Genomic DNA, 25,726 nt, shown 5'->3' with positions numbered 1-25,726 from the left:
CGCAAAGCAGGGTTAACCCAATGATCGCACAACGCACCCACTGATGAACGACAACAAATCACGCACCGTCTTCTTTATCTCCGATGGCACCGGCATCACCGCGGAAACCCTCGGCCACAGCCTGCTGGCCCAGTTTCCCGAGATGCGCTTCAAGCAGGTGCGCCTGCCGTTCGTCGACTCGGTCGCCAAGGCTCGCGAGTGCGCCTCGCGGATTCGTGACGCAGCGCGCAACGACGGTGCCCGGCCGGTGGTCTTCAACTCCCTGGTCGACTCGGAGGTGCTGGCCACGGTGCGCCAGGCCGACGCCCTCTATCTCGATCTGCTCGAGCGCTTCATCGAACCACTCGAGAGCGAACTGGGGGTCAAGTCCACCCACACCGTGGGCCGCTTTCATGGCATCGCCGACAGCCTCGACTACAAGGACCGGATCGAGGCGATCAACTTCACCCTGGCGCACGACGACGGGGTCTCCCACGCGAACCTCGACACCGCCGACGTCATCCTGGTGGGGGTGTCGCGCTCGGGCAAGACGCCGACCAGCCTCTATCTGGCGATGCAGTTCGGGGTCAAGGCGGCCAACTACCCACTCATTCCGGAAGACTTCGAACGCAACAAGCTGCCCACCGAGCTGCACAAATACCGCCGCAAGCTGTTCGGCCTGACGATCAGCCCCGAACGGCTCGCGCAGATCCGTCAGGAGCGACGTCCCGACAGCCTCTACGCCTCGCTGGAGAACTGCCGCTACGAGATCGAGGCGGCGCAGCGCCTGATGCAGCGCGAGCACATCCCCTGGCTCGACTCGACGGCCCGTTCCATCGAGGAGATCTCCACCAAGATCATCCAGGAAATTCATCTGGACAAGCGCGGCTACTGAGCCGTTGTACAATGCGCCGCCCCGGCAGACATCCCCACCAAAAGACATGAAACGCACCCGTACGCCCCGACGCGAAGGACTCGGCAGTGACGCCGAACGCCTGGTCTGGCTCGCCAATGGCCTGGCCGAATCCGGCAATCGCGCCGAAGACCGCTTCTGGGAACAGCACCTGAGCACGCTGATCGATCAGTTGCTCGACGATGGCGACGAGGCCCCGATCAACGAGGCCCTCGACTTCCTCTACAGCAGCAACGCGACGGCCTACGACGAGCTGGCCGATTTCGTCGAATCGCGCGCGGAAAATGCCGGTCGTCGGGCACCGGAGCAGGACATCATCCTGCTCGCCGCGCCGCTGCTGGCCTGGTCACGCTACCGCATTCCCGCCGCCGCCATCCCTTCGGCGGTGCTCGCCAACCTGCGGGTGCACCTGCAGGCCCATGTGCTCGCGGACGGCGTCAAGCTGGCGCTCGCCGACTTCCTGTTCAGTCCCGACCATCTGCCGGTGGGCTATTGCAACACTGCGCGCCTGGCCGATTCGCTGGGTGAGGCGGCGCTGCAGAACCGGGACCTGAGCATCGACACCCAGGATTTGCCGGACACCGCGCATTTCCTCTCCGACACCCGCTACCTGCTGTTTGCCGTGGCCGTGCCCCGTGGCGCGCCCATGTTCCGCTGGCAGGAGCCGGGCGGCGAACGTGAGCACGCCCTGGCCCAGTGGCGCAGTCAGGGCGGCGCCTGCCTGATGCCGCTGCTGCCGGGCTGCGCGATGGATCTGGTCCTGCCCGACGCCTACTTCGCCGCCTCGCGCCGCGCCGACCGCGAGAGCCGCGCCTACTCGGTGCGCGCCTCGGTCGCCTTCCTGGGCACCACCCTGGCGGTGCCGGCGGCCAACCTGCGGGCAGTGGTCGCGCCTTTTCACGATCGCAAGCTCGAGGAATTCCGGATCGGGATCACGCTGCGGGACAACGACACCGTGATCCATGGCATCGTCTGGCCGCTGCTCGGGGCCGAGGACGAGCACAGCGAGGTGCCGCTGCAGATCGAGCGCAGCCTGCGTGAATGCGGCGTCACCGACATCGACGTGCTCGATCACCGTTTCCCGCTCGAATTCTGCGACGACTGCGGCGCCCCGCTCTATCCCTCCCCGGACGGCGAGGCGGTGCATGCCGAGCTGCCCGAAGAGGACGCGGCCCAGATTCCCCGCCATCTGCACTGAACCCGGATCTGCCGCCGCGGCCGCGCGGCGGGTACGTGGTTTCAACAATTGCGCAATGCGGTCCCGGAACGCATAAACCGGACATCACTTGAGACGCGACCGACCGAAGACGTCGGCAGTATTCGCGGAGACACCCCCATGCGCATTGCCTCGTTCCACCGTTCGGTCGTGCTCGGCCTGATCCTGATGATCGGCGTGACCGGACCGGTCGCGGCCGAAGATATCGTCATCGGCCAGGTGGCCCCTTTCACCGGGACGCTGGCGCCTACCGGCATCGGCGTGCGCACCGGTATCGAAGCCTATCTGGCCCGGGTCAATGCCGACGGCGGCATCCACAAGCAACGCGTTCGACTCGTCACCCGCGACGACGCCTACCAGATCGACAAGACGCTCGAGCAGACCCGCGCGCTGCTGGCCGAGCAGCATCCGGTCGCGCTCATCGGTTTCGTGGGCACCGGCAACACCCTGGCGCTGAACCGCGACGGCCTTCTGGAGAAGGCCGGCATCGCGCTGGTGGGCGTTCGTTCCGGTGCCAGCGCCTTGCGTCGGCCGGTGCCGCCGACCATTTTCCACACCCGGGCAAGCTATGCTGCCGAGGTGCGCCGCGTGGTGAGCCAGATGCACAGCATGGGCCTCAAGCGCGTGGCCGTGTTCCACCAGGACGACCCTTTCGGCCAGGACGGTCTGGCCGCGGCGCGCACCGCGCTGGCGGACGCGGGTATCACCCTGGTGGCGACCGGCGCCTACGCCAAGGGCAGTACCGAGGTGAGCGAAGCGGTCCGCACCATCCATGCGGCCGACCCGAATGGCGTCATCATGGTGTCGAACACCGCTGCGAGTGCGGCGTTCGTCAAGCAGCTGCGCGAGGCGGGCAGTTACGCGTTGCTCATCGCGCTGTCGGTGACCACCGGACCGCAGGTGGCCGACAAGATCGGTACCGCGCTGGCCCACGGCCTGGGGGTCGTGCAGGTGGTGCCGGACCCGGCGTCCGAGGCGGTACCGATCAGTCGGGAGCTTGGCGAAGATCTGCGCCGGATCGGCGTCAAGGCCCCCGCCAATCACACGATGCTCGAGGGCTACCTGATGGCCCGGGTGCTCGTCGAGGCCATGCGGCGCAGCGAACGGGTCGATCGCCCGAGCATTCTCGCTACGCTGGAGCACATGGGGCGCTTCGATGCCGGCGGCCTCACCATCCGCTATTCACCGTCGGACCACGACGGCGCCGAATACACCGACATCTCGATCCTCGACCGCAACGGCCACCTGCTGCGCTAGTGGCCGCCACGGCGGCCTCTCGAGACCACGATTGGGGGCAGGCAAACCGGTGCCACGACCACCGGACAAGACGCCACGGAGCCTAGACCGGCTCGGCATCCATCCGCGATGTCATGGCCGCCGGCACGCCCCGATCCGCTTCCGGGTGGGTGAGCAGGAAGTCGCGCACGATGCTGATCTGGGTGTCGTCGAGCAGCATCGGGGCATGGCCGACACCGGGAATCTCCACCAGGCGCGCCCGTGGCCCGCGGGTGGCCATTTCGGCGGCGGTTTCGTGCAACAGCAGATCGGAATCGGCGCCACGGATGAGCAGGGTCGGACACGAAATGGCATCGTAGGTGGACCACAGGTCCACGTTCGCGATCAGCGGGGTCTGCCGGAACGGCTCGGCCAGACCCGGATCGTAGATCATCACGTAACCGCCATCGACCGGCCGGATCGCGTATTCGGTCAGGTGCCGCCACTGGGCGTCTGTCAGTGGCCCGAATGGCGCACTGACCTCGCGGATGTACGCCATGGCGGCGTCCTTGTCCGGAAAGGTCGGCGCCGTGCCCACGTATTCGGCAATGCGACGGATCGACGCCACGGTGATCATCGGCCCGACGTCGTTGAGCACCAGGCGGCTGATCGGTGAATTCGGCAGCGCGGCGATGAGCATGCCGATCAGGCCACCCATCGAGGTGCCCACCCAATGCACATGCTCCACGTCCAGCCGCGCGATCAGGGTGATCATGTCCGCCACGTACAACGGGAAGCCGTAATCCTCCTTGACCGGCAGCCAGTCGCTGCGTCCGCGCCCGACCACGTCGGGGCACACCACGCGATAGTCCGAGGCGAGCGCCCGGGCCAGAAAATCGAAATCGCGGCCGTTGCGCGTCAGCCCGTGAACGCACATCAGCACCTTCGGATTGTGCGGATCGCCCCACTCCGTGTAGGCCATGTGATGCAGGCCGTGCGCGCTGACGCATTGGACCGAGCGTTGCCGCATCTGCCATTCCGGCTTCGTCGTGAGCCAGTTGCGCAACCGTTTGAAGAACGCCATCGATTCGCCCCCTGTTGACACACCGCGAGCATACACCGCAACCGCGTGATTCACGGCGGCGAAGCCCGCGCACGTGCCGTGCACGGGAGCTCAATGGCGCGGATCAGCCACGTCCGAATGCCAGTATCGGCGATGTTCGGCGGTCCACGCGTGAAGGCTCAGGCGGCCGTCGTCGGCGTCGATGCGCACCTCGCCATCGTCCACCGTGCTCCAGCTGCGTGCGCCGGCAGCGTGCCAGCGCTCGACCACGACGGGCGCGGGATGGCCGTACGGATTGGTGCGGCCGGCGGAAAAGACCACGTCATGGGCATGCACCGAATCGATCAGCGCCTCGCTGGAAGACGATTTGCTGCCGTGATGCGGCGCGACGACGACCTCGGTCGGCTGCCATCGCCCCGTCGCCTGCAGATGCGCTTCGACCGGCGCTTCGATGTCCCCGGTCAGCAGCAAGGATCCGGCCACCGAGCCGATGCGCAGGACGCAGGAGCGGTTGTTGTCGCTGTGCCACGCGGCGCCCGTGTCCGGGTGAAGCCAGGTGAACCGCACGCCGTCCCATTGCCAGTGCTGCCCCGCCACACAGCGCTCGACGGCCCGCCCGCGCACATGAACACCGGATCCGGCATCGATGCTCCCGACCTCAAGCGCCCCGAGTACGCTGCGCGCGCCACCGACATGGTCGGCATCGTCGTGGGACAGCACCATCCGATGGAGGCGCCGCACACCGAGGTGGCGCATCAGCGGCACGATGACCGAACGGCCGGCGTCGCCGCCGTGGTAATAGGACGGCCCGGCGTCATACAGGAGTACGTGATGGGCGGTGCGGACCAGCACCGCGAGGCCTTGCCCCACGTCGATGACGCGAGCCTCGAAGGTCCCGTGGGCAGGCGCAGGCGGCGTCCACAGCACGACCGGCGCCATCAGCAATATGCCGACCCCGCGCAACGGTGTGCCCCTCGGGAGTATCGCGATGGTGCTGCCCAGCAGCGCGACGAGCACCAGTGGCCCGGGCGGCGCGGCATGTTGCCAGGTGGCCAACGGCAGCTGGGCGGCTGCCGTCAACACCGGCATCAGGGCGCCGACAATCGCCGAGGCGAACTTGAGCAGCAGGACCCAGCGGCTTACGACAGCGACCAGCAACAGCGGCACCACCGCCATCCCGACCACCGGGATGGCAAGCACATTGACGAGTGCGCCCACCAGCGATACCTGCCCAAAGCCGACGACCAGCACCGGAGCCGTGACCAGACCGATCGCCAGTTGTGCCCGCGCCAGACGCCACAGCCGCCGGTCGCCGCCGCGCCGGCCCGACAGGCCGAGTACCAGGGCGGCCACGGCGCCGAACGAAAGCCAGAATCCCGCCGACAGGACCGCCCAGGGGTCGATGACGAGCACCAGGGCGGCCGCGAGGGCCAGCACCCGGCCGGCCGCGGGCCGCTGGCTGCGCCACAATGCCACGGCGGCGACCAGGAGCATGATGAGGGCGCGCATCACCGGGATGCCGAAGCCTGCCAGGGCACCATATCCCAGCGCAGCGAGGCAGCCGGCGATCACGCCCGCGCGACGCGCCGGACAGCGCAAGGCCAGGGCCGGAATCCGCCGCCACCCCTGGGCGAGCGCCCCACCGACCAGCAGCGCCACGATCGATACGTGCAGACCGGAAATCGCCACCAGGTGCGCGGTTCCGGTCGCGCGCAGCACATCCCAGACGGACGCCGCGATTCCCGACTGATCGCCCACCGCCATGGCCACCAGCAACGGCGCGACGGTCGGGTCCGCGTGGGTGTCGATCCAGCGGCGGATGCGCATGCGCATGCGGTCGACCGCCCCGCCATCGCGCCCCGGTAGGCGCGCACCGGCCTTCACATAGCCGCGTGCGCCGATGTCGCGTGCCAGCGCCCAGCCGGCGTAGTCGAATCCGCCCGGATTGTGCAGCCCGCTCACCTGCCGCAGCCGGACGGTCAGACGCAGACGCTCGCCGGGTTCCAGCCGACCGGGGCCGGCGGATGGTTGCGCCGGGTCGTCATACCAGGCCAGGCGGATCCGTTCGGGTACGGGCGGCACCCGCCCGCCGGCATCCGGCCGGAACAGGAAGCGCATGCCATGATCGAGGGCTTGCGGGAGCCCCACGACGGAACCGGTCAGGGTCAGGACCTGCCCGTCAAGCGTGACAGGCAGGCGATCGGCCAGGCGGATCTCGGCCCGCCCGGTGGCGTACGCGGCGCCGAGCAGCAGCGCCATGAGGCCGACGGCGAAACGGCGCGACATGCCGGCGCGCGCCATGCGGCTACCTGCCAGCGCGGCACCGGCAGCGACGACCAGCGGCCACAGCGGTGGCAGCGTTGCTGCTTGCTGGACGACACAGATCCCGATGGAAAATCCGATTATGAACACCACCATGGCGACAAAGAATACGACATCGTCATTGGCGAGTCATTGACGAGCCGGCGAGACCGCCGCCCGCCGCCCGTCGTGCCGGGCTTTGGCTACAATCGGCGCACCATGCGCAAATTCCTCAAGCACCGCCTGCCGCACCCGGATTCGGTTCGCCACAATCGCTGGCTGCGACCGCTGTCCGGCACCCTGCTGCATCCCCGGTTGTGGCATCTGAACCGGCACTCCGCTGCCGGTGCGGTGGCGGTCGGGCTGTTCTGCGGGCTGATACCCGGGCCGTTCCAGATGCTCGGCGCCGCGCTGTGCTGCGTCGTCTTTCGGGTGAATCTTCCGCTGGCACTGGTCACCACGCTCTACACCAATCCATTCACGATCGTGCCGCTCTACCTGGTCGCGTTCACGATCGGCACCTGGTTCATCGGCGACGGCCACCCCTTCACGCCGCCTCCCCAATGGCACGATGGCGGATTCGGCACATGGGTCCAGGCGTTGATCGAGTGGATGATCGGCCTGGGCGCACCGCTGGTGCTGGGCCTCGTCCTGCTCGGGCTGAGTCTCGCGGCACTGGGCTACGTGGCCGTCCGGGGATGGTGGCGCTGGCATCTGGTGCGTGCCTGGCATCGGCGCAAACGAGGTCGGTCCCCGCATCGGAGATAAAAAAACGGCGCAGCTTGCGCCGCGCCGCAGACCAGAACGGTCCCGGATGGTTCAGACCCGGAACCGGGAGACTTCGTCACGCAAGGTGTTGGCCATCCGTTCGAGTTCGGCGGCCGTGTTTGCCGTGCCCCGCACGGCAGCGCTGTTGCTTTCGGCCATCTGCGCGATGGCCTCGACATTCTGGGCGATCTCGGTGCTCGCCGAGCTCTGTTCGCGCAGCGAATGGGAGATGTCGGCGACGAACTCCACCACACTCGACGCGCCGTCGTTGATCTCGTCCATCGACTGGCCGGCGCGGATGGTCAGATCGACGCCGAGGCGCACCTGCTCGACCCCGCTTTCCATGGTGACCACGGCCTTGTCGGTGCCTGTCTGGATCGCTTCGACCATGTCGGTGATCTCGTGGGTGGCCTGAGCGGTGCGCTCGGCCAGCTTGCGCACCTCGTCGGCCACCACCGCGAAACCGCGCCCGCTTTCGCCGGCGCGCGCCGCCTCGATCGCGGCGTTGAGCGCGAGCAGATTGGTCTGTTCGGCGATTTCGCTGATCGAGCTGACCATGGTGGAGATCCGGCCGGACTGCTCGCCCAGGTCGCGGATGACGGTGGCGGTGGCGTTGACCGAGTCGGCGATCCGTTCCATCTCGGCCACCGACTTGCGCACCACGTCACCGCCCTCCGAGGCCAGGGCGCCCGAGGCCTTGCTACGATCGGCCGCGGCCACGGCGTTTCGCGAGATCTCGTCGATGCCGACAGTCATCTGTTCGATGGCGGCCGCCATGGAGGTGGCCGATTCGCTCTGGCGCTCCGACCCGCTGGCGACCTCGGAGGCGGACTTGGTCATGCGCGCCGCCGCCGTGCTCAGTTCCGCCGCCGTCTGCTTCACTTGCCCGATGATTGTCCGCAGGCTGGCGGACATGGCGTTGAAGCGATCGGCGACCTCGGCCAGCTCGTCCCGGGCGGAAAATTCGACCCGGCTGGTGTAGTCGCCGCTGGCCAGCCGTTCGGCCCCCTCGGTCAGTTCGTGTACCGACCCGACGATGGAGTAGTACATCCCCGTCATCAGGTAGATCACCACGCATGCCGCCACGGCGGACAGCACGATCAGCCCGGTCAGGCGCGTGCTGGCCCGGTCGGTGCGCGCGTCGATACGGGCACGCAGCGTCGGGCGGATGGTCGCGTCCAGGTGATGGACGATCCCGGCGATCGCCTTCGTGCCCACATCGAAGAACTCGGCCGGTTTGATGCTGAAGGCCCCCCCGAGCAGATCCTGGCGGGCCAGGGTATCGAGTTGCTCGTAACCGGCATTGACGTCGCCGATCGCCCCGTCCAGCAACGGCTTGAGGTCAGGGGACGCCTCCGTCGCGCGCTCCAGACGAGTGACGATATTCGTCTTGGTCAGATCGAGCTGGGCGAGATGGGCGATCAGCACATCGTGTTCTTCTGCGGTCATCATGCCGCGCGCGACGATGCCGGTGCCGTAGCCGCGCAGCCGGCCGAGGCGTTCGGTCATCTCGGGCGCGTCGCTCACCAGCACGCGAATCAGGTTGGCGGCGCTGACATCCGGATCAGCGCTCAGGTGCGAGGCATTGGCGACCGCCTCCATCAGCGCGAGCGTCTTGCTCACCAGGGCGGTGTGGGCGGCGAAGTTCTCATGCCGACCTTCGGGCCGGCCGGCCTTGAGCGGGGCCCAGTCGGCCTTGATGGCCGTCCAGCGCGCCTGGAGGCCGAACGCGGCACCGGGCCCGGCCATGCTGGCATCGACCTTCGCCATGGCCTGATCGAGCGCATCGGCCTTGGCCTGTACTTTCGCAGCAAGCGAGCTGTCGCCCCCTTTGAGACCGGCGGTCATGCCCCGGTGCTGCTGCATCAGTCCGAGCGCCCCCATCATGTCTTCGAGCACGACCAGGCCATCCTTCTCCAAGCGGGCGTTTTCGACGAAGGCACTGCCTTCCGAATAGATCTGGGCGACCAGCAGCACGCACACCAAGGCGGTGATGATGCCGATCAGCAGGAACTTGGTGGTGTACCGAACGCGATTGAGGATGGCGACGGCGGGCAGGAACAGGGCTTTCATGAGGCGCTCCGAAACAAGTCGAGCGATCGCCGTGGGCAGCGACCGGGCAACTGGGAGTGCTCACGGCGAAAACGCGCTGCACTTGAGGGTCGAAGCGCGTCAAAAAGCCTGAAAATTTCAGTTGGTTGACCTGGGTCAACAATCCCTACGGGTACCCATCCCGGATGAGTCGCCCGTCTTCGAGGCGCACCGAACCGCCGGTTCGGGCGGCCAGGGCCTCGTCATGGGTGACGATCACGAAGCTGGTCGACTGCGCCTCGTTGAGCTCCAGCATCAGGTCGAACACCGCCGCCGCGGTCCGGCTGTCGAGGTTGCCGGTCGGCTCGTCGGCCAGCACGCAGGCCGGCTCCGTCACCAGCGCCCGCGCGATGGCCGCACGCTGGCGTTCGCCCCCGGACAGCTCTCCGGGGGTGTGATCGAGCCGGTGCGAGAGGCCCACTCGCCCGAGCATCGCGGCGGCACGCTCGTCCGCCTCCGCCTTTGGCAGACGACGGATATACAGCGGCATGGCCACGTTCTCCAGTGCGGTGAACTCGGGCAGCAAGTGGTGAAACTGGTAGACGAAGCCCAGATGCCGGTTGCGGATGCGGCCGCGCGCCGCCTCGGAGAGGGTCGAAAAATCGGCCCCGGCCAGCCGCACCGAGCCGCCGCTGGGGGTGTCGAGTCCGCCGAGCAGGTGCAGTAGCGTGCTCTTGCCCGAGCCCGAGGCGCCGACGATGGCCAGCCGCTCCCCCGCCGCCACCGACAGGGTCACGCCGTTGAGCACCACGACCGCGTCCGGCCCCTCGCGGAACCGCTTCACCAGCCCCTCGCAGGCCAGCACCGGCGTCTTGTGCTCACTCATAACGCAGCGCCTCCGCCGGATTGACCCGCGCCGCGCGCCAGCTCGGATAGAGCGTGGCCAGCAGCGTGAGGATGAACGAGGTGGAGGTGATGCCGATCACGTCGGAGGCGAGCACCTGCGAAGGCATCTCGTTGATGTAATAGATTTCCTTGTTCCACAGGGTCGTTCCGAGCAGGTGTTCGAGGGCCGGGATGACCACGTCGAGGTTGGTCGCCAGCGCGATGCCGCCGATCACCCCCACCAGCAGGCCGACGATGCCGATGATGCCGCCCTGGAGGATGAAGATGGCCATGATCGAGCGCGGGCTGGCGCCCAGGGTGCGCAGGATGGCGATGTCCGCATACTTTTCCTGCACCGCCATCACCAGGGTGGAGACGATGTTGAAGGCGGCCACGGCGACGATCAGGAACAGGATGATGGCCATCATCTTCTTCTCCAGCGCCACCGCACGGAAGAAGTTCGCATGGGTGCGGGTCCAGTCGGTGAGCAGCGTGTCGGGGCCGTATTCCGTGGCCAGCTGGCGCACCACCCGTGGCGCGTTGAACAGGTCGTCGAGCTTGAGGCGCACCCCGCTCACGTTGTCGGCGGTGCGGAACATGACCTGGGCGTCACGCATGTGGATCAGCGCCAGCCCCGAATCGAACTCGAACATGCCGGCTTCGAAGATCCCCACCACGGTGAACTGCTTGATGCGTGGCAGCACGGCGGCCGGCGTCACCAGGCCCTGGGGTGCGATCAGGGTCACCTTGTCGCCCACGCCCACGCGCAGCGCCTGGGCCAGCTCCTTGCCGAGGATCATGCCGAAGCCGCCGGGCTTGAGGTCTGAGAGCGAACCGACCTTCATGTCGCGATCGAAGTCGGCCACCCGGTCCTCCTCGGTCGGCAACACCCCGCGGATCAGCGCGCCGCGCACGTTCTGATCGAAGCTGAGCATGCTCTGGGCCTGCACGAAGGGCGCGGTGGCGAGCACGTGGGGATTGCCCGCCGCCGTCTGCGCCACCTGCTGCCAGTTGGCCAGCTGCCCGGTCACGCTGGTGATCTGGGCGTGCGAGGCGACACCGAGGATGCGGTTGCGCAATTCTTCCTGAAACCCGTTCATGACCGACAGCACCGTGATCAGGGCCGCCACCCCCAGCGCGATCCCGAGCATCGACACCAGCGAGATGAAGGAAATGAACCGGTTGCGCCCCTGGGCTCGCTTGCGCGAGCGCGTGTAGCGCAGCCCGATGAGGGTTTCGTATGGCATGGGGCTCGGACCCGGGAATCGTCGAAGGCGCCATTGTGCCCAATCCGGCACGACAACGCGATGCGACGAACCCTTTAACAAATTCCTCGCCCGGCAGGCCCGTCGCGGCGTCGGGCGCGGTGCTAAACTGCGCCGAAACACCCCAACCCCGCCGACATGAACCTCCACCTCGTCATCCCCGGCCTGCTGTGGCCGAACGAACAGGCCCGTGGTTTCGCCGACACGCTGCGCGTGCCCGCCCTGACCACGCTGCTCGGTCGCGCCCAGTGCCTGCGGACCGACGCGGCCACGCCGGAGGCCATGTTGCGCGCGCTGTTCGGGGTGGCGGCCGATACCGAGGCGGACGCGGCGCTGCGCCGGCTCGGCGAGGACGACGGCCTGCGGGTGACCGACCCCATGCTGTGCGCCGACCCGACCCATCTGCATTTCGCCCGCGACCACCTGTTGCTGGCCGATGCCACCGATCTCGATATCCGCCCGGAAGAAGCCGACGCCCTGGTGGCCGGCCTCAACGACACCTTTGCCGACATCGGCCGTTTCGAGGCCGCGACCCCGACGCGCTGGTATCTGTATCCGTGCCGCGACACCGAGGTGCGCTTCGCGCCCCTGGGCGACGTGACCAGCCGGCCGGTGGCGTTCTTCATGCCCGAGGGCCCGGATGCGACACGCTGGCATCGCAGCGCCAACGAGATCCAGGTGTACCTGCACAATCACCCGGTCAACGCCGCACGCGAGGCGCGTGGCCTGCGCCCGGTGAACAACGTCTGGTTCTGGGGCTACGGCGCCCTGCCCGGCTTGCTGACCCCACCCGCCACCCGCCTGCTCACCCGCTCGCCCCTCGGCCGGGGCCTGGCGCGCGCCGCCGGCTGTGAGGCCGTGGAGCCCGAGCGTTTCGATGCCCTCGGGGACGCGGACAGCGCCCTGGTGGAACTCGATACCCTGCTGGGGCCGAGCCGCTATCTGGATGTCGGCCGCTGGCAAAGCGCCCTGGAACAGCTCGAGCAGGACTGGTTCGCCCCCGTGCTGGCGCAACTGCGCGCCCGACGGGTGCGCAGCCTCACCCTGTCGATTCCCGACGAACGCGGCAGCCGCGTCCTGACCCTGACCCCCAACCGGCTGCTCCAGTTCTGGCGTAAAGTCGAGTCCCTCGAAGCTTTCACCATCCTGCAGCAACTATGACCCGTATCGAGCCCCGCAAGATCGACGCCAATCTGGTGCGCCGGCTTGCCGACGAAGGCCTGCATCCCGCGCTCGCCCGCATCTACGCCGCCCGTGGCATCCGCCGCGCCAGCGATCTGGACGACACCCTGGCCGGCCTGATTGCGCCCGACCGGCTCACCGGCGCGGCCGAAGCCGCCGTGCTGCTCGCCGACGCCATCGAGGCGGACGCGCGCATGCTGATCGTCGCCGACTACGACTGCGACGGCGCCACCGCCTGCGCGGTGGGCATCCGCGGCCTGCGGGCCATGGGCGCCACGGTGGACTACCTGGTGCCCAACCGCTTCGAATATGGCTACGGCCTCACCCCGGCCATCGTCGAACTGGCCGCCGAGCGCGCGCCGGAGCTCATCATCACGGTGGACAACGGCATCGCCAGTGTCGAGGGGGTGGCGGCGGCGCAGATGCTCGGCATCAGTACCCTGGTGACCGACCATCACCTGCCCGGCGACACGCTCCCCGAGGCCGATGTGATCGTCAATCCGAACCAGCCCGGCTGCGATTTTCCGAGCAAGGCGCTGGCCGGGGTCGGGGTCATGTTCTACACCCTGCTCGCACTGCGCGCCGAGTTGCGCGAGCGCGGCGCCTTCGCCGACGGCAAGGGGCCCAACCTGGCCAATCTGCTCGATCTGGTGGCGCTGGGCACGGTGGCCGACGTGGTGCCGCTGGATCACAACAACCGCATCCTCGTCTCCCAGGGCCTCGCGCGCATGCGCGCCGGGCGCATGTGCCCGGGCATCCAGGCCCTGTTCGCGGCGGCCGGGCGCGATCCGTCGCGGGCCAGCACTTTCGACATGGGCTTCGGCCTTGGCCCGCGCCTCAACGCCGCCGGCCGCCTCGCCGACATGCATCTGGGCATCGAGTGCCTGGTCACCGACGACATGGGCCGGGCGCTGAACATCGCCCAGGAGCTCGATCGCCTCAACCGCGAGCGTCGCGCCATCGAGGCCGACATGCAGGCCGACGCGCTGATGACCCTGGATGCCTTCGAGCCCGGCGAGCAATCGAGCATCTGCCTGTTCGAAGCGGACTGGCACCAGGGCGTGATCGGCATCGTCGCCGGCCGCATCAAGGAGCGTTTCCACCGCCCGGTCATCGCCTTCGCGCCCGGTGACGACGGCCAGCTCAAAGGCTCGGGCCGCTCGATTGCGGGGCTGCACCTGCGCGATGCGCTCGATCTGGTCAGCAAGCAGGCGCCGGGGCTGATCCTCAAGTTCGGCGGCCATGCGATGGCGGCGGGACTCACCATCATGGCAGAGGATTTCGAGCGCTTCCGCGCCACTTTCGAGGCCGTGGTCACCGCCCTGATCGATCCGGCCGCCCTCACCCGGCGTATCGAAACCGACGGCGCCCTCGAATCCGGCTATATGACGCTGGAGATGGCCCGCCAGCTCGAAGGCGCCATCTGGGGCCAGGGTTTTCCCGCGCCGGTGTTCGACGACGTGTTCACCGTGGACAATCAGCGCCTGCTCAAGGAGCGTCACCTGAAGCTCGCGTTGCGCAAGGGCAACGCCCGCTTCGAGGCGATCTTCTTCAACCACCCCGAACCGGCACCGGCCACGGTGCGGGCCGCCTACCGCCTGGCGGTCAACGAATACAATGGCGTCTCCAGCGTGCAACTGATGCTCGAACACTTCGAACCGGCATGACCCAACGGCTCAAACTCACGATCCGGGTGCTCGTCGAGGACACCATCGCCCTCGGCCCGGGCAAGATCTCCCTGCTCGAATCCATCGCCCAGAACGGCTCGATCTCCGCCGCGGCGCGGAACATGGGAATGTCCTATGCACGGGCGTGGCGCCTGGTGGACGACATGAACCGGTGCTTCACCCAGCCGCTCGTGCTCACCGCCAGCGGCGGGCGCCATGGCGGGGGCGCCCAGGTCACCGAGCAAGGCAAGACCGTGCTGGCGATCTTCCGCGAGATGGAGCAGGAGGCCCGTCGCGCCCTGCTCTCCGGTTTCGAGGCCGTGCGCCCCATGCTGCGCGAGCGGCCGGCCGAGTAGCCCCAGCCCCTAGCGCCGCACCCGGTTCTGGCCGTGCAGCTTCTTGCGCGGTTCGCCCGAATCGCCATGGCGGGTGCTCGACATGCGCGCCAGGGTCTTTGCGACCCGGTCGTTGATGGAGCCGGCCGGGATGATGCCCTTGGCGTCCGGTTCGCCCGCCGGCTGGCCGGTGAGCACGCTCATGGCGTCATCCACGGTCTCGACCGCATGGATGTGGAACCGCCCCTCGGCCGCCGCGCTCACCACATCCTCGCGCAGCATCAGATGGCGCACATTGGCACGCGGGATGACCACCCCCTGGGTGCCCGTCAGGCCGCGGGCGGCGCACAGGTCGTAGAAGCCTTCGATCTTCTCGTTCACCCCGCCGATGGCTTGCACCTTGCCGAACTGGTTGATCGAGCCGGTGACGCCGAACTGCTGCAGAATCGGCACGTCCGCCAGCGCCGAGAGCAAGGCGCACAGTTCGGCCAGCGAGGCCGAATCGCCTTCGACCGGCGCATAGGACTGCTCGAACACCAGGCTGGCGGTCAGTGACAGCGGCTGGTGGCGGGCGAAGCGCGCGGCCAGGAACGCCGAAAGAATGAACACCCCCTTGGAGTGGATCGCTCCGCCCAGATCAGTCTCGCGCTCGATGTCCACCACGTCGCCCTCGCCGACCCGCGCGGTCGCGCTGATGCGCATCGGATGGCCGAAGCGTTCGCCGGCCAGCTCGACCACCACCAGGCCGTTGATCTGACCCGTATCGGCGCCCTCGGTGGCGATGAGCACGGTGCCGTCGAGCATCGATTCGAGCACCTCGACCGCATAGCGGTCATGGCGCCGGCGTCGGGCGGCGAGCGCCGCCGCGATGTCGCTGGCGCCGATACGCTCGGCACCGGCTCCGCGGGCGATGTAGTCGGCTTCGCGCAGCAGATCGGCCAGCTGCCGGGTCTGCAGCGAAAGCTTGTGGGCGTCTTCGGCCAGACGCGCGCCATGTTCGACCATCGCTGCCAGCGCCGGCGCATCGAGCGGCATCAGGCGCGCGTGATCCGCCAGGGTGGCCATGAGCCCGAGAAAATGCTGTTCGTTCTCGGCGGTGCGCGGCATGTCCTCGTCGAAGTCGGCCACCACCTTGAAGAGTTCGGGAAAATCCGAATCGAACTCCTCGAGCAGGTAGTAGCTCTCCCGGTCGCCGATCAACACCACCTTGAGATCGCAGGGCACCGCCTCGGGGTCGAGGGTGAGCGGATTGCTCCATCCCTGCGCCTCGGCGGGCGGCTCGATGCGGATGCGTCGGGCACGCAGCGCCCGCTTGAGCCCCTCCCAGGCGTACGGTTGCGCGAACAGGCGATTGGCGTCGACGACCAGGTAGCCGCCATTGGCCCGGTGCAGGGCACCGGCACGGATAAGGTTGAAATTGGTCACCATGGTGCCCATGCGGGCCACGTATTCGATGCGCCCGATGAGATGACCGAAACCGGGATTCTCCTCGGTGATGATCGGGGCACCCTCGATGCCGGCGTTATCCACCAGCACATTCACCCGGTAGCGGTGATAGCGCAGGGTGAACTCATCGTCTTCGCCGCCGCCCTCGCTGTCGTCCGAATCCACCCAGTTCTCGCCGCTGTCGAGCAGATCCTCCTGGACCGCATGAAGGAAGTCGACGATGGCGCCATGATCCGCGTAGCGGTTCAGCAGCGGCGCGAGCAGGTTGCCGATGGCGGGGGTGAGCGCCTCGCGCACCGCCCGGTCGATGGCCGCCTGCAGCTGCGTCCGCCACTGCGGGAACGCGTCGAGCAGGTCCTGCAGCCGGTCGGTGTAGCCGTCGACCGTCTTCGAGATCGCGTCGCGCTCCGACTCGGGCAGCGCCTCGAAGGCTTCCGGCGTCATCGGCTCGCCGTCCTGGATGGGCGCGAACACGAAGCCTTCCGGGGTACGCAGCAAGGACAGGCCGTCGGCCTCGCAGGCCTGGCCGAGTTCTCGCAGCGCCGTATCCTCGCGCTGCTTGTGATTCGCTTCGAGCGATTCGACACGGCTCTGATGGGTGTCGGCGTCGAGTGCGGCCTCGACCGCTGCCCCGATGGCCCGCATCAGACCGCTCATGTCGCGGCTGAGCGCCCCCCCAGGCCGGCGGGCAGCTGCAGCAGGCGCGGCTTGAGCGGATCGGTGAAGTTGTGCACGTAGCACAGGTCGGGCGGCACCTCGCACCGGCTGGCCGTCTGCGCCAACAGGCGCCGTACCGCGGCGTGGCGGCCGCTGCCCGGCGCGCCCATGACGAAGACGTGGTAGCCGGGATGCGACATGTTGAGGCCGAACGCCAGCGCCTCGGCCGCCCGCGCCTGGCCTGGCGCCCCCTGCGCCCGCGTCAGCTCGCGGGAGTCGCTGACGGCGACGGTGTCGAGGGAGCAGCGGTGACGCAGCGTGGCAGGGTCGAGTGGGCGCATGGATGGTTGGGGCGGTGTCATGATCAACGTCGCATTGTCGGCCCGCCGTGCATCCCTGCCAAGTCGGGGACGCTTTGGCACCTTGGGCGCCGGGGCAACGACCGATGGGCGCGCCCTTCCGACCGTCCATCATGGACGTCTGTGGCGGTGCAACATCGCGACGATGAAACATCGCTATCATGGCGCTCCCCAACAAACGTAACGGGTTGTTTCGAGATGTTCCTGCATCGCATCATGCGCCACGCCGCGCTCGCCCTCCTGTGGCTGCCCGCACTCGCCTGCGCCCAGTCCGGCACCATCACCGGCGCCGGATCGTCGGCGGCCAGTCTGGTCTATCAAACCTGGGGCGATCGCTTCGCCGCGCAGAGCCACATCGGGCTTGACTATGCGCCGGTGGGCTCGTCGGCCGGGCTGAAGCGGATCATCGCCCGCGACGTGGGCTTCGGCGCCAGCGACGTGGCTCCGGACGAAGCCACGCTGCGCGACAACGACCTGGTGCTGCTGCCGACGGTGGTCACCGGCGCGGTGCCGGTGGTGAACCTCCCCGCGGCGGTCGCCGGCGCGCTGCGCCTCGACGGGCCCGTGCTGGCACGGCTCTACATGCGCGAGATCACGCGCTGGAACGATCCGGCCATCGCCCGCCTGAACCCGGGACTCGCCCTCCCCGACCTGCCGGTGACGCTGGTGGTGCGGGGCGACGGCTCGGGCACCACCTACAACTTCACCGACTATCTGGCCAAGGTCAGCGACGCGTGGCGCGAGCGCTTCGGCGTCGGCAAACGCATCGACTGGGCGTCCGGCAGCGTCCCCGCCAAGGGCTCCAGCGGCGTGGTCGCGGCGGTGCAGGCGAGCGCCGGCGCGCTCGGGTACGTGGACTACACCTACGTGCTCAAACATCACCTCGCCGCGGTGCGCATGAAGAACCGCGACGGGCGCTTCGTGGCGGCCGATCTGGGCAGCTTCCGCGCCGCGCTCGCCGCCAGCCCGTGGCAAAGCCGTGGCGAGTTCGGCACCACGCTGACCGAGCAGCCGGGGGCGGACAGCTGGCCCATCACCATGGGCACCTTCGTGCTGCTGCCGCGCCGCGTGGCCGATCCGGCGCAGGGCGCCGCGCTGGTGCGCTTCTTCACCTGGTCGTTCATGCACGGCGACGAGCTGGCCGCGACGGCGCACTTCGTCCGCCTGCCGGATGCCGTTCAGGCCAAGGCCTACCGTGCGCTGGCGCAGGTGACCGACGCCGAGGGCACCCCGCTGGCCTTCGGTGCGCTGGCGCAGTAACAGCGCCCGGTGGGGGTGCCGTCACGCGCTCGGCACAGGCTATAATCGACGGTTTCGCGAAAACAGACCCGGGAGAGCCTCATGGACGCAGAACGCATCAACGACATCGCCGACACCCTGCGTGACCTCAAGCGTCGCGGGCAGGAACTACGGAGGTATCTTTGACTACGATGCCAAGGCATCGAAGCTCGAAGAAGTCAATATCGCCCTTGAGGACCCCGAGGTCTGGAACGACGCCGCGCGCGCCCAGGAACTCGGCAAGGAGAAGAAGCAGCTCGAAGGCGTCGTCCTGACGCTGGACGAGGTGGACCAGCAGTCGAAGGACCTGCTCGAACTGTTCGAGATGGCCGAGTCGGAAGACGACGAGGACACCCTCGAATCCATCGAGACCGACATGGGCGGGCTCCAGCAACTCGTCGGCGAGCTCGAGTTCCGCCGCATGTTCGCCAACCCGATGGACGAGAACGCCTGCTTCATCGAGATCCAGGCCGGGGCCGGCGGCACCGAGGCGCAGGACTGGGCCGGCATGCTCGAGCGCATGTACCTGCGCTACTGCGAGCGCAAGGGCTTCTCCACCGAACTGCTGGAGGAATCCGAGGGCGAAGTGGCCGGCATCAAGAGCGCCACCATCAAGGTGGAAGGCGAGTACGCCTACGGCTTCCTGCGCACCGAGACCGGCATCCACCGCCTGGTGCGCAAGTCGCCGTTCGACTCCAACGCCCGGCGCCACACGAGCTTCTGCTCGGTGTTCATCTACCCCGAGGTGGACGATTCGATCGAGATCGACGTCAACCCGGCCGACGTGCGCACCGACACCTACCGCGCCTCCGGCGCCGGTGGCCAGCACATCAACAAGACCGACTCGGCGGTGCGCCTGACGCACACCCCGACCGGTATCGTCGTGCAGTGCCAGAACGACCGCTCCCAGCACCGCAACCGCGACGAGGCCTGGAAGATGCTCAAGGCCCGCCTCTACGAGCTGGAACTGCGCAAGCGCCAGAGCGAGCAGCAGGCGCTCGAAGACGCCAAGAGCGACATCGGCTGGGGCCACCAGATCCGCTCCTACGTGCTCGACCAGTCGCGCATCAAGGATCTGCGCACCAGCCACGAGGTCGGTAATACCCAGGCGGTGCTCGACGGCGATCTGGACGGCTTCATCGAAGCCAGCCTGAAACAGGGCGTCTGATCGCCCCGTTGGCCATGACCGAGCAGGATTTCGCCGACTACCTCGCGCCGGGCTATGCCGCCGACGACGTGCCGGAACTGACGGCACTGGCGGCGGCCCGGCCGGTGGTCGGTACCTTCATCTCCCTGTTCCGCGGCAGCGAGGCCGAGGTGCTGCTGCGCCTGCTCGTGCTGCGCGAGATCGGGCATGACGCCGACAGCCCGCGCTGGTCGCCCGACGCCCTGCGCCGGCGCTTCGCCTATCTCGATGCGGTCAAGCTCGAGACCGTGCTCAAGCGTCTGCGCGAGCACGATCTGCTGCGCTTCGGCGACGACGGCCACTATCACCTGTCCGACCCCGGCCGCAACGCCGTCGCCGCGCTCGGCATGCTGCTGCGTTTCGACGACGCGGAAGATGCCGAACTGGGCTTCCTCACCGCCCAGCTGGCGGGCCTGCAGGCCACCGGCAGCGTCAATGCCGAGGCCCTGGGGCATCTGCTCTCCAAACTCAACGACCTGAGCCTGCATTTCGAGGATGCGATCGCCTCGGGCTCCGAGTTCCGCATCGTCGAATCGCGCCAGCGCCTGTCGGCCAACGGCAAGTGGCTCGACCGCGGCACCGAGATCCTGCGCCAGCTGCTGGCCGACCCGGACGCCTCGTTCGACGTCGCCCGCATTGCCCAGCGTATCGGTCTGGCGCAGTCGCGTCTGGCGCGGGTGGACGCCGCCTTCCAGCGCGCGCTCAACAAGATCGAGACCCAGCGGGTGACCCTGGGCAGCTCGGGGGTGTCCTCGAGCGACGTGGGCGCCTGGCTGCGCCGTCAGGACGCCGACGCCCTGGTGGCCATGGCGCTCGGGGCGATCACCGACACCCCCGATCTGCGTCTGCTCGCCGGCGGTCACGAACTGCTCGACCGGGCCGAGGTCGCCTTGTGCGACATCGAGCGCAATGGCGCGGCCCAGGCCGAGATGCCGCCACCCGACACGGCGCCGCCCGCCGACCGGCCGGAAGAGGAAGATCTGCGCCTGCTCACCCACTTCACCAGTCGTCTCGCGGCCCTCGACGAGGCGGCGCCGCTGCACGCACTGATCGCCGGGGGCGGTTTTCATCAGGCCGCCTATCGACTGTCGTTGCTGGCCATGCTCGCCGATACCCGCGGCGCCTCGGAGGACGGCCCCGTCGGCCAGTTCCTGCAGATCCCGATGGACGTGCATTTCGACGACACCCTCGTCGACGTCGGCAGCGACGAGATCGCCCGCATGAGCCGCGGCGAAGTGCGCCCGCGCCCGTCGCCATCCCACGATTGACCGCAGCCGAGCCCGACCCATGGAACACGAAATCCGCGCCCTCACCGCCCGCCTCGTCGCCCAGCGCTGGCTGCCGCGCAAGGACCCGATGGTGCGCCGCGCGCTCATCGACGAGACCTTTCGCGCCGAGCTCGAAAGCCGCCTCGCGGGGGTTGGCCTGCATCTGCTCGACAACCCCTACGCCGCCCATGTGGCCGTCGGCCTGACCCCCGAGGCCCTGGAGCCGACCTTCGGTGCCGGGCGTGAATACCAGTCGAGCAACATGGGCCTGACGCGCGACGAGATTGCGCTGCTGGTCGTGCTCTGGGCGCTCATCATCCTGCCCAAGCGCGAGCGTCAGGTGACCCGCCAGAACCTCGCCAACGAAGGCCAGGAAGAGCTGTTCGCCAGCGAGCAGCCGGTGGCCCATGGAGCCGAGGTGTCGGCCGGCGTCTCGGAAGCCTCGCTGATCGCCGACTTCGGTCCACGCCTGGGCGGCAAGACCAAGGTGCGCAACTTCATGCTCGGCAAGCTCGCCCGCCTCGGCTTCATCGAGCGGCGCAACAACATGATCCTCGAAGGCCCGCTGCTCGACGTGGCGCTCGACTACCGCCTCATGGCCGACCGCATCATCCACGGCACCCTGGCCGAGGTGCTCGCCGAGGCCGGCCATCCGCTGCCCGAGGAGGACGCCTTCGCCAAGGCCGAGGCGGAAGACCTCGCGCAGGACGACATCGCCGACGACGAAGGGGCCTTCTGAGGCCCCCCGGACACGAGAAAGACACCCCACGATGTTCCACATCAAACAGATCGAACTGGTCCACTGGGATTACTGGCGCCGCTTCACCCTGCCGCTGGACGCCCAGATCATCACCATCGTCGGCCCCAACGGCTCGGGCAAGACCACCCTGCTCGACGCCCTGCGCACCCTGTTCGCCCTGCGCTGCTCCGGCAAGCGCGACTTTCGCCGCTATGTGCGCCGCGCCGACCGCAGCTTCGCCTGGATCCGCGCGACCGTGGACAACCAGCCCGGCGCCACCGGCCGCCGGCCCTTCTTCCCCTGCCTGGACGATGTGGTCACGCTCGCCTGCCGCATCCGCAAGGGCGGCGGCGAATGGACCCGCGACTACACCATCGTGGACGGCGACGTGCCCATCGAGGCGCTGGAGCAGGACAACGACTGGCTCGGCCTGCGCGACTACCAGAGCCGCCTGGCGGCCGGTGGCCTGACCCCGGCCATCTCCAAGGTGCTGGCGCTGGAACAGGGCGACACCGACAAGCTGTGCGAGTACTCCCCCAAGGCCTTGCTGGAACTCGTCTTCGACGTGTTCGGCGACAAGGAGGTGCTCGACAACTACGACATCGCCCGCGAGGAACAGCAGAACGCGGAGCGCGAACTCGACAGCCTCGGTGTCGATCTGGACCGGCTGCGCGCCCAGGCGGAGGCCAAGCGCCTCGAAGCCGATCGCTTCCTCGAATGGAAGCAGCTCAACGACGAGGTGTCGGCACTGGACGCGGAGATCGTGCCCCGCCTCGAAGCCCATGAGCTGCGTCGCGACATCGGCGCTGAGCGCACGGCCCTGCGCAGCCTCGACAGCGAGCGCCGCGAGCGCCAGCGCGGCGTGGCCGAGGCGCGCCAGCGGATCATTCAGGTGGAGGCCGAACGCGCCCATGAAGACACTGCCCGTGCCCGTGCCCGCAGTCGATTCCTGGAAGTGGAAAAAGCGCATCTGGCTGCTCATGACCGGGTCCGCGACCTGGAGCGGGTACTGGCCGAACGCGACCGCCTGCGCGAGCTGCTCGCCCGCGAGGATGGTCAGGACGCGGTGCGCATCGAGGCCGAGCATGAACAGGCCGAAGCCGATCTGGCCGGCTTGCGCGCCCGCGAGCGCGAACTGATCGCCCGCTTCGAGACTGCCAAGGACGCGCTCACCACCGCGCGCGAGCGCCGCGGCGCCCCGACCGACCCGGAGGTGCGCGCCTTTCGCGATCTGCTCGAGGCCGAGGGCATCGCCCATCGGGCCCTGTCGGAGATCGTCGAGGTCACGGACGTGAAATGGCAGGCCGCCATCGAGGCGGTGCTGCGCCCCTATCGGCATGTGTTGCTGCTCGAACGCGCTGCCGACCGACATCAGGCCTGGGCGCTGGGCGAACGCGAGCGCTTCCGGCATTTCGTCGTCGCCGACTGCGAACCACCGCCGCCGGCGGTCGACGGGTCGCTGGCGGAAGTCGTGCGCTTTGCCGGCGCCGCACCGCGCTGGCTGCCGGATCTGCTGAACCGCATCCAGCGTGTCGAGGACGCCGCCGAGGGCAGCACCCTGCCGCGCGAGGCCGAGTGGATCACCCGCGACGGCTATCACCGCGAGCGCCGCGGCGCGCGCCATCTGGGGCGCCCGCGCGAGTTCCACTTCGGTGAGCTGGCACGGCAGTCGCGCATCGCCCAGCTCGAGACCGAGGTCGGTGAGCTGGACAAGGCGCTCTCGCCCCTGCGACCGCAGATGGACGCCCTGCGGGAGCGCCTCAACGGCCTGCGCGCCCAGTTGCTGGGTCTGAGCGCGGCGCCGCAGCTGGCCGCCCGGGCGGAGGCATTCGCCGACGCCGAGGCCGCCCTGCCCGCCGCGAAGCAGGCGCTCACCGAGGCCATCGAAGCGCGCGCCGACCTGCAGGGCGAGCTCGACGCCCTCGGCGAGCGCCTCAGCGGCATCCAGATCGAACTCGAACGCCGCCAGCGCGAACTGGCGACCCATGAACAACGCCTGGCCGAACTCACCGCAGACCAGGCGCCACGCCGCCAGGCCCAGGCCGGCCGAGTGGTGCGCCTGCGCCGACTGCGGCGCGGCATGCCGGCGGCCTGGAAGCGCGGCGACGACATCGACGCGCTGATCGAGCGCTACGGCGACGCCCGCGGCGCCCGCGCCGAGGCCGAGCGCCTGCGTCAGCGCCTGGACGGGGGCGACTGGGTCGTCGACCCGGCGGTGCTGACCCTGCGCGACCGCCTGCTCGACGATCTCGACCATCGCGAGCGCGACTACCTGACCCGCCAGGGCTATTGCGCGACCGCACGCCGGCATTCGGACGAAGCCCGCGCCGCCTACATCGCCAAGCTGCGCGCCACCGTACGCCAGTACGGCAAGAACCTGCGCGCCCTGGGCGAACTGGCCAACGTGGGGGTGGATTGCCCGGCCCCGGTGCTCGACAACGACGATACGGCGCTGGCCCGTGCCGGGCTGGAGGTGCGTTTCGATTTCGACCGCAAGGGTGCGGTCGGCCTCAACGACGGGGAGGCCTCGGGCGGGCAGCAGGTGATGAAGTCGCTGATCCTGCTCATCGCGCTGCTCATGGACGAGGCCCGCCCGGGCGGTTTCGTGTTCATCGACGAGCCCTTCGCCCACCTGGACGTGGCCAACATCGACCGGGTCGGCACCTTCCTGCGCGCCACCCGTGCCCAGTATCTGATCACCACGCCGGTGACCCACAACGCGAACGTGTTCGCGCCGGCGCAGCTGACCCTGGTCACGCGCAAGAAGCCGCCCGCCACCGACTGGGCACCGCCCATCGGCGTGCTGCAGCGGCAGATCGACTGAGAATCAGAAGAAGATGTCGGCGTCCTGCTGAGCGGTGGTGCGCGGCACGATCTTGAGTTCGCCGATCATGACCAGCTGATCGAAGCTGCACACCCGGTTACGACCGTGCTCCTTGGCGTAATAGAGTGCCTCGTCGGCGCGGCCGAGCAGTTCGGCGGGGGTGAGCCGGTCGTCCACGCAGGCGAAGCCGATGGAACAGGTCACGCGCTCCACCTGCGGAAAGTCATGGGTCTCGACGGTTTCGCGGAAACGTTCGAAGATCGCGACCACCGCGTCTTCCGGCACATGGCGCAGCATCACCACGAATTCCTCGCCACCGAAACGGAACAGGGTGTCCTCGACGCGGAAGGTCTCGCGCATGCACTTGGCGAGCAGGATCAGCACCTCGTCGCCGAACAGGTGGCCATAGGTGTCGTTGATGCTCTTGAAATGATCGATGTCGACGATCGCGAGCCAGCACGGCTGCTTGAGCTCGGGCTTGCGACGTTCCGACGACCAGGCACGGTTGCGCTCGGCCAGCGCGAGCAGGCGATCGAACTGTTCGTCGAAAGTCTTGCGGTTGAGCAGCCCGGTGAGGGTGTCGAGATTGGCGTATTCCCACTGTGCCATGAGGTGTTCGAAGGTCCTCACCAGGGCCACCAGCCCCTGCAGCACCTTGATGCTGGGCGATTTGGCGATCCGTAGCTCGATGAGCCAGGCGACCCGGTCGCCACTGCTCACGGGCACGGCGATGCGGTCCTCGTCTCCCACGGAGGTGCGGTACCAAGGGGTCTTCGCGTTGATGGCGTCGTCCAGAAACGGATCCGCCGGCAGGTGCCCGCTTGAGCTCATGTCCTGCCAGCTGCCGCCGTCCATGTCGGCGACGCACCAGCCGACCAGATGCAACTCCATGCCCCCGATGGCCGGCCGCACCGCATAGAGCAGCACCGACGATGCCCCCAGGGCATCGCGCACGCAACTGCCGAGTGTACGAAACAGATCTTCCTTCTCGCGCTGGGCCGACAGACGTTCGGCACCATGCAGCAGATCAAGAAAGATCTTTGTCGTGTCCATTCCCATGAAAGCTGTCAGTCCCCTCCCTTTTGAGTTTTACGACCAATCGACCGGAATATGAAGCCTTTTTCGCCCTCGGACGCGGGTTATGCGAAA

At 68.3% G+C, this 25,726-nt stretch carries 20 protein-coding genes; 12 read left to right on the top strand and 8 right to left on the bottom strand.

Annotated features, from left to right (window positions below; translation table 11 throughout):
- The first annotated feature begins 43 nt into the window (after positions 1-43).
- The 3 genes from ppsR to G3580_RS09520 all read left to right on the top strand — a co-directional run bounded on the left by ppsR (position 44) and on the right by G3580_RS09520 (position 3,365).
- A complete protein-coding gene (gene ppsR / locus G3580_RS09530) occupies positions 44-874 on the top strand; it encodes a posphoenolpyruvate synthetase regulatory kinase/phosphorylase PpsR (RefSeq protein WP_173765022.1) in 831 nt (276 codons plus the stop codon).
- A gap of 46 nt (positions 875-920) precedes the next feature.
- A complete protein-coding gene (locus G3580_RS09525; protein WP_173765021.1) occupies positions 921-2,090 on the top strand; it encodes a DUF2863 family protein in 1,170 nt (389 codons plus the stop codon).
- A gap of 138 nt (positions 2,091-2,228) precedes the next feature.
- Positions 2,229-3,365 (top strand): ABC transporter substrate-binding protein, encoded by a 1,137-nt coding sequence (locus G3580_RS09520; protein WP_173765020.1) that lies wholly within the window; start codon positions 2,229-2,231, stop codon positions 3,363-3,365.
- Positions 3,366-3,447: 82 nt separating this feature from the next.
- Here G3580_RS09520 and G3580_RS09515 read toward each other — a convergent pair whose 3' ends face one another.
- The gene (locus G3580_RS09515; RefSeq protein WP_217424637.1) at positions 3,448-4,353 is read right to left on the bottom strand and encodes an alpha/beta fold hydrolase; all 906 of its coding nucleotides are present in this window, start codon (positions 4,351-4,353) and stop codon (positions 3,448-3,450) included.
- A gap of 144 nt (positions 4,354-4,497) precedes the next feature.
- Complete coding sequence (locus tag G3580_RS09510) at positions 4,498-6,687, bottom strand: DNA internalization-related competence protein ComEC/Rec2 (protein ID WP_267313330.1); 2,190 nt, start codon at positions 6,685-6,687, stop codon at positions 4,498-4,500.
- A 219-nt stretch (positions 6,688-6,906) separates the two neighbouring features.
- Here G3580_RS09510 and G3580_RS09505 point away from each other — a divergent pair, with 219 nt between their 5' ends.
- Entirely contained in the window at positions 6,907-7,455 is a 549-nt protein-coding gene (locus G3580_RS09505) for a DUF2062 domain-containing protein (protein WP_173768745.1), read from the top strand.
- Between the two features lie 51 nt (positions 7,456-7,506).
- On the opposite strand, the gene G3580_RS09500 is transcribed toward G3580_RS09505, so the two are convergent.
- From G3580_RS09500 to G3580_RS09490, 3 genes are all read right to left on the bottom strand, one after another.
- The gene (locus tag G3580_RS09500; RefSeq protein ID WP_173765018.1) at positions 7,507-9,528 is read right to left on the bottom strand and encodes a methyl-accepting chemotaxis protein; all 2,022 of its coding nucleotides are present in this window, start codon (positions 9,526-9,528) and stop codon (positions 7,507-7,509) included.
- 145 nt (positions 9,529-9,673) lie between these two features.
- Entirely contained in the window at positions 9,674-10,372 is a 699-nt protein-coding gene (gene lolD / locus G3580_RS09495) for a lipoprotein-releasing ABC transporter ATP-binding protein LolD (protein WP_173765017.1), read from the bottom strand.
- Entirely contained in the window at positions 10,365-11,618 is a 1,254-nt protein-coding gene (locus G3580_RS09490; protein ID WP_173765016.1) for a lipoprotein-releasing ABC transporter permease subunit, read from the bottom strand. Before G3580_RS09490 ends, lolD begins: the two co-directional genes overlap by 8 nt.
- A gap of 156 nt (positions 11,619-11,774) precedes the next feature.
- Between G3580_RS09490 and G3580_RS09485 the strand changes: the two genes are divergently transcribed.
- The 3 genes from G3580_RS09485 to G3580_RS09475 are packed head-to-tail and all read left to right on the top strand — an operon-like array spanning position 11,775 to position 14,841.
- The gene (locus G3580_RS09485) at positions 11,775-12,797 is read left to right on the top strand and encodes a hypothetical protein (RefSeq protein ID WP_173765015.1); all 1,023 of its coding nucleotides are present in this window, start codon (positions 11,775-11,777) and stop codon (positions 12,795-12,797) included.
- On the top strand, positions 12,794-14,485 hold the full coding sequence (gene recJ / locus G3580_RS09480; protein ID WP_173765014.1) for a single-stranded-DNA-specific exonuclease RecJ: 1,692 nt from the start codon (positions 12,794-12,796) through the stop codon (positions 14,483-14,485). The genes G3580_RS09485 and recJ overlap by 4 nt, the downstream gene beginning before the upstream one ends.
- Complete coding sequence (locus tag G3580_RS09475) at positions 14,482-14,841, top strand: winged helix-turn-helix domain-containing protein (protein WP_173765013.1); 360 nt, start codon at positions 14,482-14,484, stop codon at positions 14,839-14,841. Before recJ ends, G3580_RS09475 begins: the two co-directional genes overlap by 4 nt.
- Positions 14,842-14,850: 9 nt before the next feature.
- Here the strand turns inward: G3580_RS09475 and G3580_RS09470 are convergent, their stop codons facing one another.
- Complete coding sequence (locus tag G3580_RS09470; protein ID WP_323848006.1) at positions 14,851-16,923, bottom strand: Lon protease family protein; 2,073 nt, start codon at positions 16,921-16,923, stop codon at positions 14,851-14,853.
- Complete coding sequence (locus G3580_RS20505) at positions 16,920-17,264, bottom strand: Lon-like protease helical domain-containing protein (protein ID WP_323848005.1); 345 nt, start codon at positions 17,262-17,264, stop codon at positions 16,920-16,922. Before G3580_RS20505 ends, G3580_RS09470 begins: the two co-directional genes overlap by 4 nt.
- 216 nt (positions 17,265-17,480) lie before the next feature.
- Here G3580_RS20505 and pstS point away from each other — a divergent pair, with 216 nt between their 5' ends.
- From pstS to G3580_RS09445, 5 genes are all read left to right on the top strand, one after another.
- Positions 17,481-18,542 carry a phosphate ABC transporter substrate-binding protein PstS gene (pstS, locus tag G3580_RS09465; protein ID WP_217424636.1) on the top strand — a complete coding sequence of 354 codons (1,062 nt, stop codon included), beginning with the start codon at positions 17,481-17,483 and terminating at the stop codon, positions 18,540-18,542.
- Positions 18,543-18,623: 81 nt separating this feature from the next.
- Positions 18,624-19,728, top strand: a protein-coding gene (gene prfB, locus G3580_RS09460) for a peptide chain release factor 2 (RefSeq protein ID WP_173765012.1) whose coding sequence is annotated in 2 segments (ribosomal slippage) — positions 18,624-18,704 and positions 18,706-19,728 — 1,104 coding nt in all. Because the reading frame shifts where the segments join, the coding sequence is not laid out codon by codon here.
- 14 nt (positions 19,729-19,742) lie between these two features.
- Positions 19,743-21,014 (top strand): hypothetical protein, encoded by a 1,272-nt coding sequence (locus tag G3580_RS09455; protein WP_173765011.1) that lies wholly within the window; start codon positions 19,743-19,745, stop codon positions 21,012-21,014.
- A gap of 19 nt (positions 21,015-21,033) precedes the next feature.
- A complete protein-coding gene (locus G3580_RS09450) occupies positions 21,034-21,753 on the top strand; it encodes a hypothetical protein (protein WP_173765010.1) in 720 nt (239 codons plus the stop codon).
- A 31-nt stretch (positions 21,754-21,784) separates the two neighbouring features.
- Entirely contained in the window at positions 21,785-24,577 is a 2,793-nt protein-coding gene (locus G3580_RS09445) for an AAA family ATPase (protein ID WP_173765009.1), read from the top strand.
- A 3-nt stretch (positions 24,578-24,580) separates the two neighbouring features.
- Here the strand turns inward: G3580_RS09445 and G3580_RS09440 are convergent, their stop codons facing one another.
- Positions 24,581-25,630, bottom strand: a complete 1,050-nt coding sequence (locus G3580_RS09440; RefSeq protein WP_173765008.1) for a GGDEF domain-containing protein — start codon at positions 25,628-25,630, stop codon at positions 24,581-24,583.
- Positions 25,631-25,726 lie beyond the last annotated feature (96 nt).

The sequence above is a fragment of the Nitrogeniibacter mangrovi genome (genome assembly GCF_010983895.1).
Lineage (GTDB): Bacteria > Pseudomonadota > Gammaproteobacteria > Burkholderiales > Rhodocyclaceae > Nitrogeniibacter > Nitrogeniibacter mangrovi.
The sequence above is the reverse complement of the archived record's forward strand: the minus strand, read 5'-3'. Positions and strand labels throughout refer to the sequence as shown.

Bases quoted from the DNA above. Each gene is read 5' to 3' on its own strand.
- G3580_RS09450 (WP_173765010.1), top strand. From the start codon at position 21,034: ATGGAACACGAAATCCGCGCCCTCACCGCCCGCCTCGTCGCCCAGCGC.
- G3580_RS20505 (WP_323848005.1), bottom strand. From the start codon at position 17,264: ATGCGCCCACTCGACCCTGCCACGCTGCGTCACCGCTGCTCCCTCGAC.
- G3580_RS09475 (WP_173765013.1), top strand. From the start codon at position 14,482: ATGACCCAACGGCTCAAACTCACGATCCGGGTGCTCGTCGAGGACACC.
- lolD (WP_173765017.1), bottom strand. From the start codon at position 10,372: ATGAGTGAGCACAAGACGCCGGTGCTGGCCTGCGAGGGGCTGGTGAAG.
- G3580_RS09485 (WP_173765015.1), top strand. From the start codon at position 11,775: ATGAACCTCCACCTCGTCATCCCCGGCCTGCTGTGGCCGAACGAACAG.
- G3580_RS09520 (WP_173765020.1), top strand. From the start codon at position 2,229: ATGCGCATTGCCTCGTTCCACCGTTCGGTCGTGCTCGGCCTGATCCTG.
- G3580_RS09505 (WP_173768745.1), top strand. From the start codon at position 6,907: ATGCGCAAATTCCTCAAGCACCGCCTGCCGCACCCGGATTCGGTTCGC.
- recJ (WP_173765014.1), top strand. From the start codon at position 12,794: ATGACCCGTATCGAGCCCCGCAAGATCGACGCCAATCTGGTGCGCCGG.
- G3580_RS09445 (WP_173765009.1), top strand. From the start codon at position 21,785: ATGTTCCACATCAAACAGATCGAACTGGTCCACTGGGATTACTGGCGC.
- G3580_RS09455 (WP_173765011.1), top strand. From the start codon at position 19,743: ATGACCGAGCAGGATTTCGCCGACTACCTCGCGCCGGGCTATGCCGCC.
- G3580_RS09440 (WP_173765008.1), bottom strand. From the start codon at position 25,630: ATGGACACGACAAAGATCTTTCTTGATCTGCTGCATGGTGCCGAACGT.
- G3580_RS09470 (WP_323848006.1), bottom strand. From the start codon at position 16,923: ATGAGCGGTCTGATGCGGGCCATCGGGGCAGCGGTCGAGGCCGCACTC.
- pstS (WP_217424636.1), top strand. From the start codon at position 17,481: ATGTTCCTGCATCGCATCATGCGCCACGCCGCGCTCGCCCTCCTGTGG.
- G3580_RS09515 (WP_217424637.1), bottom strand. From the start codon at position 4,353: ATGCGGCAACGCTCGGTCCAATGCGTCAGCGCGCACGGCCTGCATCAC.
- G3580_RS09525 (WP_173765021.1), top strand. From the start codon at position 921: ATGAAACGCACCCGTACGCCCCGACGCGAAGGACTCGGCAGTGACGCC.
- G3580_RS09490 (WP_173765016.1), bottom strand. From the start codon at position 11,618: ATGCCATACGAAACCCTCATCGGGCTGCGCTACACGCGCTCGCGCAAG.
- G3580_RS09500 (WP_173765018.1), bottom strand. From the start codon at position 9,528: ATGAAAGCCCTGTTCCTGCCCGCCGTCGCCATCCTCAATCGCGTTCGG.
- G3580_RS09510 (WP_267313330.1), bottom strand. From the start codon at position 6,687: ATGGCGCGCGCCGGCATGTCGCGCCGTTTCGCCGTCGGCCTCATGGCG.
- ppsR (WP_173765022.1), top strand. From the start codon at position 44: ATGAACGACAACAAATCACGCACCGTCTTCTTTATCTCCGATGGCACC.